At 45.3% G+C, this 12,773-nt stretch carries 8 protein-coding genes; 6 read left to right on the top strand and 2 right to left on the bottom strand.

Features of this window, described 5'->3' with window-relative positions:
- Positions 1–12: 12 nt before the first annotated feature.
- The 5 genes from ABDW33_RS10450 (at position 13) to ABDW33_RS10470 (ending at position 7,377) form a co-directional block, all read left to right on the top strand.
- The gene (locus ABDW33_RS10450) at positions 13–3,009 is read left to right on the top strand and encodes a SusC/RagA family TonB-linked outer membrane protein (protein WP_343690005.1); all 2,997 of its coding nucleotides are present in this window, start codon (positions 13–15) and stop codon (positions 3,007–3,009) included.
- Between the two features lie 14 nt (positions 3,010–3,023).
- Positions 3,024–4,532: a RagB/SusD family nutrient uptake outer membrane protein gene (locus ABDW33_RS10455; RefSeq protein ID WP_343690006.1), complete on the top strand. Its 1,509-nt coding sequence runs from the start codon at positions 3,024–3,026 to the stop codon at positions 4,530–4,532.
- Between the two features lie 133 nt (positions 4,533–4,665).
- Positions 4,666–5,634: a tartrate-resistant acid phosphatase type 5 family protein gene (locus ABDW33_RS10460; protein WP_343690007.1), complete on the top strand. Its 969-nt coding sequence runs from the start codon at positions 4,666–4,668 to the stop codon at positions 5,632–5,634.
- 215 nt (positions 5,635–5,849) lie between these two features.
- Complete coding sequence (gene msrB, locus ABDW33_RS10465) at positions 5,850–6,278, top strand: peptide-methionine (R)-S-oxide reductase MsrB (RefSeq protein WP_343690075.1); 429 nt, start codon at positions 5,850–5,852, stop codon at positions 6,276–6,278.
- Positions 6,279–6,696: 418 nt separating this feature from the next.
- The gene (locus tag ABDW33_RS10470) at positions 6,697–7,377 is read left to right on the top strand and encodes a hypothetical protein (RefSeq protein WP_343690008.1); all 681 of its coding nucleotides are present in this window, start codon (positions 6,697–6,699) and stop codon (positions 7,375–7,377) included.
- 100 nt (positions 7,378–7,477) lie between these two features.
- Here the strand turns inward: ABDW33_RS10470 and ABDW33_RS10475 are convergent, their stop codons facing one another.
- The gene (locus ABDW33_RS10475) at positions 7,478–8,977 is read right to left on the bottom strand and encodes a glycoside hydrolase family 28 protein (protein WP_343690009.1); all 1,500 of its coding nucleotides are present in this window, start codon (positions 8,975–8,977) and stop codon (positions 7,478–7,480) included.
- Positions 8,978–9,170: 193 nt separating this feature from the next.
- Positions 9,171–10,226: a histidine kinase gene (locus ABDW33_RS10480; RefSeq protein WP_343690010.1), complete on the bottom strand. Its 1,056-nt coding sequence runs from the start codon at positions 10,224–10,226 to the stop codon at positions 9,171–9,173.
- A 185-nt stretch (positions 10,227–10,411) separates the two neighbouring features.
- On the opposite strand from ABDW33_RS10480, the gene ABDW33_RS10485 reads away from it, so the two are divergent.
- Positions 10,412–12,772: an outer membrane beta-barrel protein gene (locus tag ABDW33_RS10485; protein WP_343690011.1), complete on the top strand. Its 2,361-nt coding sequence runs from the start codon at positions 10,412–10,414 to the stop codon at positions 12,770–12,772.
- Position 12,773: the final 1 nt, after the last annotated feature.

The following is a 12,773-nucleotide window of genomic DNA, read 5'->3' on the forward strand; positions in this document are numbered from 1 at the left end:
ATACAGAATAACATGACATTTAGAGGAAAAAGACCGTTTCCGCGACATGCGGTGCTGCTCTTATTTGCCGTATTGCTGCATTTAAAAGTTTTTGCCCAAACGGGCGATATCAAAGGGTTGATCAGGACGGAAAAGGGAGAACCCCTGCCCGGTGCTACTGTCATCCTGACCAGGAATGCTTCTTCATTTTCCAAGGTAACACGTACAGACTCTATTGGTCTGTTCCGTTTTTCAAAAGTACCTGCTGACACAGGATACGTGATCAAAGCCAGTTATATTGGTTATACTACCCATGTGAGTGAGCGCTATAGTGTGAAGGCAAATGACCAGTTGTCCGTAGCATTCAAAATGCAGGAGAACAATGGTCAGCTCAGCGACGTTGTGGTAATCGGGTATGGTAGCAGAAGCCGTAGTGAAATGGTGGGTGCTGTGACCACTGTGAAGAAAGAAGATTTCAACGTAGGTGTGTATAGCGACCCCGTGCAGCTGCTGCAGGGTAAGGTAGCCGGTTTGAATATTTCCAGGAGCGGTAATCCCAATGAAAATGCCGCTGTGATCCTGCGTGGGCCGTCTTCTTTCAGGTCTGGTACCGATGCCTATGAACCTTTTTATGTGATTGATGGGGTACCGGGTGCTTCTATTTATAGTGTGGCCCCCGGCGATATTGAAAGCATGGAGGTATTGAAAGATGCGGTATCTACTTCTATCTATGGTTCCCGTGCTGCAAATGGTGTGATCATCATTACCACCCGCAAGGTGCGCTCCGGACAATCACATCTTTCCTATAGTACCTATGGCGCGGTTGAAAGAATTTCTAACACCATTAAAATGGCGGATGCTAACCAGCTGCGTTCTTACCTGGCTGCGAATAATGTAACCATTGATGCCATCAATAACGATGGTGTCAGTAATACCAACTGGCAGAAGGAAGTAACCCGTACGGGGTTTTCCCACAATCACAATTTAGCTTACAGTGGCAGCAACCAGAACTCCTCCTATGGAGTGAGTGTGAACTACCTGAATAATGAAGGTATCATTAAAGGGTCTTCCATGAACCGATTTGTGATCCGTACCAATTTACAGCACCGTGCTTTTAACGATCGCCTGAAACTGGACATGAATGTGACCAACAGTATTACTAATGGTAAACAGATCCCCAGCCAGGTGCTGAGCAACATGCTCACTTATATGCCTACGGTGCCTGTGAAGAATGCTGATGGTAGCTATTATGAAGACAGAAGCCGCACGACAGGTACCGGTGGTTATTACAACCCGGTGGCATTGATCAATGATAATACTATCCAGAGCAAAGCCAATATCCTGTTGGTAAATGGTATTGCGACCGTGAATATCCTGAAAGGGCTGGACTTTACTACCTCTGTGTCGTATCAGCGTCAGCGCAATGATACGGATCTGTATTACAACAGTGCTTCTATGCTGGCACAGGATTATACAGGTTATGCACAGCGTACGAATGTATCCAATACCAAGAAAGTACTGGAATCATTTGCGACCTATGAAAGAAGATTCAATAAACACAATATTAAATTACTGGGTGGTTACAGCTGGCAGGAAGACCGTAATGGCGATGGGTACCAGGTGAGCGGTTATAACTTCGTATCTGACGACCTGAAGTGGAATAACCTGGGTCAGGGTAATGGTACAACCGTGAACTATGGGAATAACTATGTATCTACCTTAAGACTGATCTCTTTCTATGGCAGGGCTTTTTATGATTATGATGGCCGTTTCCTGTTCCAGGGATCACTGCGTCGTGATGGTTCTTCTGCATTTGGTCGTAACAATCGTTGGGGATATTTCCCGTCTGTATCTGTAGGCTGGAACCTCCAGAATGAGCGCTTCATGAAGAACGTGAACTTTGTCAACGTTCTGAAAGTACGTGCCGGTTATGGTGTGGTAGGTAACTCTACAGGTTTCAATGCCTATACTTCCCGCCTGATCTATGGCAGTGGTTCTTCTTACTTCTATTATAACGGGGCGTGGATCAATTCCCTGACACCTATTCAGAATGATAACCCTGATCTGAGGTGGGAGCGTACAGCGACTACGAACGTGGGGGTGGATTTCGTTTTGTTCAATAACAAACTGAGTGGTAGTGTGGATGTGTACGACAAGCGTACGACAGACCTGATCGGTGATTACACCGTATCTACTACACAGTATCCTTATAGCACGATGACGGCAAATGTAGGTGCTATGAGCAATAAAGGTATAGAACTGGCATTGAGCACGACACCTGTAAAAACAGGTAAATTCAGCTGGACATCGTCTGTCACCCTTGCACACAATGTGAATAAGATCACTTCTATTTCCAACGACCTGTTCAGTGCACCGCAGTTCTACACAGCTGCATTCAGTGCCCGTGGACAATCGGGTATCAGTGGTTACCAGATCATCAAAGAAGGCATGCCATTAGGTTCTTTTTATACCCTGAAGTATGCGGGTAAAAATGCAGATGGTAAATCGACTTTTGTCGCTGCCGATGGCACGATCTCTACGGATAGCACCGCATTTACCAATTTCCGGGTAACTGGTTCTGCACAGCCTAAACTGATCTATGGCTGGAATAATACCTTCCGTTATGGCCAGTTTGACCTCAACATCTTTGTACGCGGGGTATATGGCAACCAGATCCTGAATGCTACCCGCGCAGATATGAACGCGCCTATTTATGCCAATACCACCAATGTGCCTGTAAGCACTTTATCTGAATCTATTAAGGACGACAAGGATCACTTCATCTCCAGCCGGTATGTAGAAAGTGGTTCTTACCTGCGACTGGACAATGCAACACTGGGATATTCATTTGCTAACAAAAAGAATTATCAGCTGCGTGTGTATGCTTCTGGCAATAACCTGTTCATTATTACAAAGTATAAAGGAATAGATCCTGAGATCAATGTATCAGGGCAGACACCGGGTATTGACAACCGCAGTTATTATCCAAAGACACGCACATTCCTGTTGGGATTGAATGTTACATTTTAAAAATTGAGAGAAGAATGAAAGCATTATTATATATCGCTATTTCCGCTACAGTTATGATGGCGGCAGCAGGATGTACCAAGCTGGATGTGCCTGTTGAATCACAGCTGACCACCATTCCCAATACACAGGAAGGTTATGTGGCGGCAACGGGTTCTGTATACCAGAAGATGTCCAGCCAGAGTTTTGCAGTAGATTTCTGGAGAGTGATCGAGCTGTCTACTGATGAGGCCATGATTCCAAACAGGAATGGTAGTTATTATGACAATGGTTCGTATATTAAGTTGCACAAGCATACCTGGACCACGTCAGATCTTGATGCACCCTGGAATTGGGGATACAGTGGTATCTCTGAGTGTAACAGGGTGCTGAACCTGTTGTCAAAATCTGACTCCAGCGCACTGCGCACACAGTTTACAGCAGAGATCCGTACGATGCGTGCGTTGTTCTATTTCTATATGATGGACCTGTATGGCAATGTGCCTATCACCACTTATGGCAGCACTGCGAGCCCTACCCAGTCTACCCGTGCAGTTGTATTTAAATATATAGAAAGTGAACTGCTGGCGGCTGTACCGGGGTTAGGTGCGCCTGCTACAGTGACACTGCAATACTATGGGCGTCCTACATTGTGGATGGCGTATGCACTGTTACAGAAGTTGTACCTGAATGCGGAGTACTACACAGGCACTGCCAGGTATACGGATGCGATCACTTATGGAAATAAGCTGATGAGTGAGTCAGGATTGTCGCTGGAAAAGAACTATATGAGTTTGTTTAGTCCGACTAATACAGCGAACAATGAAACCATCTTTGTAGCGGTATTTGATGCGAATAAGGCAACCGGTAACTACTTTAGCCGTTATACCCTGCATGGCACCCTGCGTGCCAAATACGGGCTTAATTTTAGTCCTAGTAACGCGATGTGTACATCTCCTGAGTTCTTTGATCTGTTTAGTTTAACAGGCGATGCGAGGGATACGACCTGGTTATCTGGCCTGCAGTATGACTTTGCAGGGAATAAGATCATGAATGGCAGTTACCAGCTGAACCTGACCCGTGCCATTACATTGACAGATGCGGCAACGATGAATGTGGGCCCGGAGGTGAATGGTGTTTCCTGTGGTGCAAGATCGATTAAGTTCTATCCAGATCCGAATGCGGTGAACCGTTATCAGAACAATGATATCCCTGTATTGAGGTTGGCGGATGTATACCTGATGCAGGCAGAGGCATTGTTGCGGAGTGGAGGTAGTACCGCTACAGCTGTGGCATTATTTAATAAGGTGCGGGCAAGGGTCAATGCGCCAACGGTGACTACGCTTACATTGCAGGACATATTGGATGAAAGGGGGCGTGAGCTGGCATGGGAAGGATGGAGAAGGAATGACCTGATCCGTTTTGGTAAGTGGGAAGGTGCCTGGGGCTTTAAGACAGGAGGAGAATCCACTTCAAGAAGGTTGTTCCCGATCCCGGCGACAGAATTGGTGTTAAATGCCAATCTGGTACAGAACGACGGATATTAATTGAATAGCGGATGTATTGTTATTAAACCTACGTCCCGGGAATTTTATAAAACGATACCTGTTTCCATCGGGTACTCAAATAAAAGGCGCCTGTATCTTTCATTGCTGGATACAGGCGCCTTAAACAGGATACATGAAAAGAAGGACTTTTTTTAAACAGACAGCTTTCAGTGTATTAAGCACTTCCGTATTATCTTCTCTCAGCGCTTACGCAGACGTTTCTCCATCGGCAGACAATTATCCATTACAGTTCCTGGCTATTGGCGACTGGGGCCGGAATGGGGCCGATCATCAGTTACACGTAGCCCGCCAGATGGGCAAGTGGGCTACCGAACATCCCAATCAATTTATTATCTCCACAGGAGACAACTTTTATCCTGCCGGGGTAATCAGTGAGCACGATCCCTTGTTTCACTATTCCTTTGAAAACATTTATACAGATTTCTCTCTTCAATGGGACTGGTATCCGATCCTGGGTAATCATGATTACAAGTCAGATCCTGATGCCCAGGTGCGATACAGTACTATTAGCCGTCGCTGGAAGATGCCGGCCCGGTATTATTCAAAAGAATTCTCATTAGGCAAAGATGGGAAGGTATTGATACTATTTATAGATACTAACCCGATGTTGCCGGAGTTTTATGACAACCCGGAATATGGGCCTCATGTAAAAGGTCAGCACCCTGAGCAACAGCTTGAGTGGATTGACCAGACCCTTGCAGCAGCAGGCAAAGATGTTCGCTGGAAGATGGTGGTTGGTCATCATCCCATGTACACTGCGGGGCCACGTACAACGAATTATGACACGCTGGGCATCAGGAAAACATTGGAGGCAGTGCTGGAAAAGCACCAGGTAAATATTTATCTCTCTGGTCATGACCACTCGCTTCAGCACCTGAAGAGTAGTGGGGTGACACATCATTTTATTTCCGGTGCCGGCTCAGAGGTAACGCCGGTAAAGGAAGGGCTGCCTTATAGCCGCTTCCAGGCCGCTGATTATGGTTTTATGTATTTTTCAGTTGCAAAGGATAAACTGCAGGTACAGGTGATCAATCATGAAGGGAAGGTGATTTATGATACCGTGATAGTCCCCATTTCATGAACCTGTGATTTTAATGGGCAGGGGAATACAAAAAATATTGTTAAATAAGCGTTGTAGCTGGTTTCGCTAAAATGTCATGCAATCTTATTTGGAACGAATTTCGTTACTATAATTATAATACTATAATAATGAAAAACGCATTATACCTGAGTGTGCTCCTTTGTACGCTTTTCAGCTGTACCAGCCGCGCTCAGCAAAGTAAAAACAAATCAGATATGCATAACCCATACTACTCACGCACAGACACTACTCATCTGAACGTCAGCAATGCGGAATGGAAGAAGATCCTGCCGCCTGACCTTTATGCGGTAGCCAGAGAACAGGCAACAGAAAGGGCTTTTACCGGTAAATACTGGGATGCTGATACAAAGGGTACGTACTATTGTGCGGTATGCGGAAATAAGCTGTTCCGTTCCGACGCTAAGTTTGCCAGTAGCTGTGGCTGGCCCAGCTTCTTCGAAGCAGATCGTCCGAATAGCGTCATCTATAAAGAGGATAATTCATACGGTATGCAGCGTGTAGAAGTGGAATGTGCCCGTTGTAATTCACATTTAGGCCACATTTTCGACGATGGTCCTAAGCCAACCGGGAAGCGCTATTGTATGAATTCAGTTTCCCTGGACTTTGAGCCGGATAGTCACTGACAAATGGTCAGTTAAAATAGTCATCGCTCCTGCTTTGCGGCAGGAGCGATTTTTTTGCCCTGAGGGAAGTACTCTTGTATGAATTTAAGCCTCCCTGTTATTATTGTTATCACATATGATGGAGGACCCTTGTTATCACAAGTAATAATGATGGTTAGATTGCAGTTAATATAGGTGCAATATTTCTTTTGGCGTTTTTTAAAGTTAACCGTAGAAATTGTTCCTTGCCATTCATCCTTGTAGCTGCCAGCATGCAGTATGGTAGCCTGTTTCGTGGGGTGTTTGAAATATTGATGAATTGTTTTATATAAATGATGTGCTCTAACAAGGTGATTTTCTTAATAAAAAGAAAAACTGATGGGGTATCATTTTTATTTGAGAAAATGTAAATTGTCGACGAGTTCGTAAAGCCATCCCGATGACGTCCAGAGAAGAATTACAACCAGCCATAGACCTTCAACTCCGGATAGTACTGGAGAAATACAATTGTGTACGTGGAAGTATCCGGTTTCAGGCGCCGGCATTATTATCTATAAACGGGGTCCGAACTGATGGAAAGCCTGTTTTGATATGGCCGACAGATAAGAAGCTTGATTCATTAGTATCCAGATATGTATCTCAGGAGCCACAACTGGGGGATCTGATTGTGCAGGCAGACCTGGCTATGGACCAGTTTGTGTATAAGCAGGTGAGCAAGAGCCGTCTTCAGCTGGAAGCGCAACAGGTACAAAGGCAGCGGGAGCAGGAGGCTCGGAAACAGCAAGAGAAATGGAGAAGCTTACTGGAAAGTAAGACGGAACCATATGGTCAGCAATTGGCGGAGCAGGTGGCAATACGACTGCAGGAAAGGAGTTTTGGCTTTGGGCACCGGGATTATTGCGGAATGGGATTAGAGTACCGGAATGGCGCTTATTATTACGGCGGATTGTGGGACGGGATGATGGATGATAAGGTGGAGATTTTCGTTTCCAAAGAGGAATTTGTGGGTTGGCTGGCAGTGCAGTCAGATGCTTCAATGGCACGTTTGGATGAGATAGACGCATTTTATTGGGGGAACCAGACGGTAACGAGGCAACGATTACAGGAATTTATTCTTTAATTATACATCAAAAGAGCCTGTATCAATAAAAGATACAGGCTCTTTTGGTATTGAAGATTGTTTTCATTTCCACCAGGAAATGAGCGTTTTCCTGGGTGTTTTACTTGATTAAGGTAGGATCATCCAGGACAGGCTCTTTCACGTTATTTAATATGACAAGCGGTTTAGATGCTGCTTTATTAATTTTCACCTTCTCTAATTTTAATCCGTTTACATCGTCAAAAATGCAGGCTGTCCGGAATTCTTCTCCGGTATAGTTCAGTTTTACGTTTTTGAAGGTGATGTCACTTGCATGTCTTACATAGAAACCCCATGCCGGCAGTTCCCTGAACATAGAGAATTCAGGATAGTCGCTGATGGCTTCGGGAATACGGTGCAGGGAATCTACATTCATGTTTGCAACCGCCATTCTGGACTTCTCTGCGTAGGTAATGTCTATGTTTTCCAGGACTACCTCCTGAACAGGGTGACCTGGAATGCCATAGATACCAGCCGGGAAGGTATTGTGTTCAAACAGTTCACGGGGGCCTTCCATATTATAGCCTGCATCTGGCTTGGTGGCAGGTATTTCTGCTTTTACATTTGAGATGTGTACTTTGCTGAGGGTGCCGGGTTCGCGGCGCGCCTGGCGTTTTCCTAAGCGAAGGAAGATGGCATTGCCGGTATTTTTGGCGGTGATATTGCTGATATCAATGTTCTCCACAATACCGCCATCTACAGTTTCGATGGCGATAGCAGAGCGGAAGGTGTTGTATACATAGATATTTTTAACCGTAATGTTTTTGAAGCCGCCCCACGAAGCGGTGCCCATTTTGAATCCACTGGCGCTGGAACGTACTTTACAATTGGCGATGTAGATATTCTCACAAAGGCCGGCGGTATCGTGTGATTTGAGGCAGATGCCGTCATCAGCTACGTCAAAACTGCTATTCGTGAGTTTTACATTTTTACAATCTACCAGGTCAATACCGTCATTATTCAGGAAGGTATTACTGATTACTTTAATGCTATCGAATACCATGTCAGTGCAGCTGATGTAATCCTGGATCCAGCAGAGGCCATTCATGATGGTGACATTCTTTACGCTTACATTTTTGCAATTCCTGAAGGCAATCAGTATCGGCCGGTTGCTTTCTTCCGGGCGCATCTGGCCCCATTCATTATAATGCTGCCATTCTTTATCTTTTAAGGTTCCCTTTTTCAACATATCAAAGATGTCTTTCAGCAGGAGCTCTCCCTGGCCATCGATCGTTCCTTTTCCGGAGATGCCGATATTTTGCTGGTTGTCGGCCACGATGAGGGCAGAAGCTTTGCCCGGACCGTAGTCTTTGCGGCTGGTGGTAGCGAGGAGGAAGGCATTGGGTGCCAGGTGTAAAGTAACTCCTGATTTAAGTGTGATCACCCCTGTAACGAATTTTCCGGCGGGGATGACTACTGTGCCACCGCCAGCGGCAGCAGCTTTGTCTATGGCTTCCTGGATGGCGCCGGTGTTGTTGGTATGGCCATCACCTTTGGCGCCAAAGGTGGTAATAGGAAAGTTTTTTTGCTGCGCAGATAGTTGAAAGAAGTCTAAGCATAACAGTAGAATCAATGCCCTCATATCTTGTTGGTTTTATATGGTCAACAAGATAATACACTGGTTGCGAAAAAAACAGCTTTTGTCAAGGAGGGATGATGATTTTTTCGTGTGGGGCTGACTTTCTTCACCGGTTGTGGAAGCCATTTTTTATGGCCGGTGTATTAGTCTGGTCTGCAGGACGGGGAATGTGAGGCGTGAATGTAACGATACCGGGCTAAATGGCCAGTTGGAGTGGCTTCACAGCACTGCCGGCAAAAGACGTGAGTTGTAGCCGTACGGTGAAGCTGTCAGTTCTTTCCTGTATGTCTAAGCTGTATTCATTGGGATACAACAGGTCCAGCCTTCTTTTTACATTCTGTAGTCCTATCCCGCTATATTGGCCTGATTCCTTATCCGCCGTGCTATTGCTAACGGTAAATACCAGTTTGTCTTCTTCCAGCTCCAGGTAAATATTAATCCAGTGGTCTTCATTACCTGACACATGCTTGAATGCGTTTTCAATAAATGTCATGAGTATGAATGGCGCGATGGAAAGGTGTGATACAGGTTTGTCTGTGAAACTGACCTGGATATGTGTGCGCTTATTCTGTCTTAATTTCTCCAGTTCAATAAAGTTTGCCAGGAAGTTGATTTCCTTGTCGAGCGGAATGTGGTTGTCATTGCATTCGTACAGCTGATGTCTTAGTAATTCGGAGAATTTCGCCAGTGATGCACTTGCTACATCCGGGTTTTTATGGATCAGGAAGAAGATGGAGTTGATACTATTAAATAGAAAATGTGGATTAAACTGGTTGCGGAGGAATTGTAATTCTGTTTCGAGTTTTTCTTTTTCGAGTAACTGCTGTCGTTCCCTGGTTTTCATCCAGTGCCTGGCCAGTTTGATACTCATGGCCAGTGTTGTACTCGCAATGGTACTGGGCAAGGCTTTTCCTACAAATCCAAAGAAGCAGAGATCGCTGGGCGTAGGTATGAGGTAGTAGCCACCTACGATACATAATGTAGTTGCGATCAGGGTCAGGGAAAGGTAGCCGATATAGGCCTGGTATCTTCCTTTCTGGAGAAAGGTCGGGATCAGGTAGTACAGATTGAAATACACCGCCACTGCCTGGAATACGACATAAAAGGCGAACTCTACTGCGTAAGGGGTGAACAGGATGGTATTGGCCGCCCGGAGCGGATCGCCATAAGACACTACCCACCAGGCATAATGATACATTACCCAGAATGGCAGATGGTAGAGTCTGAAGCGAAATAACCAATGCTTTTCCATATTCCTAATTTACGAAATTACTGTGTGGTGGCAGGAGAATTATACGAAATGACGGGGATAAATGATCAAATGCATCTTACTATATATAAGTGGAACCTGGGCGTTTCATCAATTATTTACTACGGGTGGTCATACGCTTTTTTTGCAGGAAGGGATTTTAGATTCTTTTGCTGAAAACATGCATTATGAAACGCCTTTTTCTGATGTGCTATATCATTGCAATTTGCTCCTCTGCCATGGCGCAGGTAAGTGGCCGGCTACAGGATGTGCAGGGGGCGCCGGTTCCGTTTGCAAACGTTATTTTATTGAAAGCTGCTGACAGCAGTATTTTTAAAGGAGCTGTATCCGACGAACAGGGAGGGTTTGTGATCACTGGTGTGCCGGCAGCACAATATATACTCAGGGTAAATGCCATCGGGTACAAGGTGTTAAACGTCTCCATTGCAGGACCTGTCAACTTAGGTATACAGGTCCTGCCAACTAACCAGCAGCAATTGGGTGAGGTCGTGATACGTGGCAGCAAACCACTGTATCAGCAACAGGAACAGGGCATGGTGGTGAATGTGGAAAGCAGTATTCTTTCCAGGGGCAGTGTTGCGCTGGATGTATTGGAGCGTGCTCCTGGCATTATGATAGATCATCGGAATAACAGCATTGCTATGAATGGGAAAAGTAGTGTCATGGTCATGCTGAATGGAAAGCTGTTACGGATGCCTGTTACGCAAATTGTGGCTTTGCTGAGAGGGATGCGTGCGGACGATATAGAGAAGATTGAATTGCTGACTACACCTGGTGCGAAGTATGATGCAGAGGGGGATGGAGGGATCATCAATATCGTTTTAAAACAAAACAGCCAGGTAGGGTTTAATGGCAATGCGAGTGTAACGGGCGGGTATGGTTGGGGGGAGAAGGCAGGCGCTAGTGTACAGATGGGATATAATAACTGGTATGGCTCTTATAGTTATAATCATAACCGGAGCAATGCGAACTGGCATGCGTTGGGTACTGCGGAAGAACCCTTGCTGGGAGGATTGACCTATTCGGATGTAACGGGCGTTATGCAGCCTGTGGAGAATAGCCATACTGCCAGGGTTGGCTTTGATTCAAAACACATAGGTGGCAGTTTACTGTATGGATATAGTCATACGCACCTGCATAATATTAATAGCGGTATGTTCAATGTATTGCCAGATTCTGTGCTGTACAACCATGTAGATGTAAATGAATATATGAAATGGAAAAATACTATTGCAGATTTTTATGTAGAAGGCAAACACCTGAACCTGGGCCTGGATTACCTGCGGTATACGATGGATCGGCCCAGTAAAGCCGTCAATTCATTTGTAAATTTAAAGGGACAGGAGATTGGGAATAACGATACCTTGTTTGCACCTATACAGGAAGGCTATGCACATACATTGATACAGGTAGGTGTTGCCAGGCTGGATTATATACGACAGTTGAATCATCAGTTGAAACTGGAAGCAGGAGTGAAAGGGAGTTATAATCGTACAGAGAGTGCATCGGGTATTAAGAGCCTGGTAGATGGCAAGTATGTAACCGGGGCGAATGCAACGAATGAGGGTGTGATGAAAGAGGTTATTGCAGCGGCGTATGCTTCTTTGAAATGGCAGTTAGATTCTACTACAGCGTTCACAGTAGGCAGCAGGTATGAATATGCCGATACGCGGCTGATCACTGAACGGAAGATGGGAAAGTTGTTCCCGGTAATTTCCTTTAATAAACAATTGCCGGGTGGGCATGAGTTGTTCTTCTCTTATAACAAGCGCATTACCCGGCCTGCTTATACAGATCTGGCTTCCTATAAATCTTATACAGGGCCTAACTCTTATGAGTCAGGTAATCCATCCCTGTTACCTACTATTACGAATATTTTCAAGGTAGGATATAATTATAAAGGTTATTCGTTTTCGTTGTTGGCAAGCAGGGATGATCATCCCATTGTGCGCTGGCAGATGACAGAAACACCGGATAAGACAGTTTTGATATTGTCTTCGCAGAATATGCTGTGGCAGAACAACCTGGTTTTCCAGGCGAATATTCCTGTGAAAGTGAATGAGTGGTGGAATATGAATTACTCGTTGTTGGCGGCGTATCGTCGGTTTAAGCTGGATTATACCCGTACACCAGGAGAAAGGGGATATTTCACCTGGAACGTAAATTTCAGTGAACAGTTTACTTTTGGCAAAGCCTGGACGGGTGAGTTATCCGGCTTTTACTGGGGGCCTTCTTATGATGGTTCCAAGAAGGTGGGGACTTTTGGAGAAGTGAATATAGGTGTGAAAAAAGAGTTAGGCAAAGGTACTTTGCAGTTTGCTGTAGAGGATGTATTTGCCAGCATGCATATTCCTTTTTCCTTTGGCGAGGTAGCAGAAGAGGCGCATGATTTGAAGAATAAAGTGGTGTATAGTGCGGAGTCTTCGTATTTCCCTGTGATGAAGCTTACGTATTCCAGGGCATTTGGCGGTGCGCGGCAAAACCATAAGGAGGGTGGTGCGAAGGAGGAGCGCGACCGGGCCAATTAGA

Origin of the sequence: Chitinophaga sp., from assembly GCF_039596155.1 — a bacterium.
In the GTDB taxonomy this organism is placed as follows: domain Bacteria; phylum Bacteroidota; class Bacteroidia; order Chitinophagales; family Chitinophagaceae; genus Chitinophaga.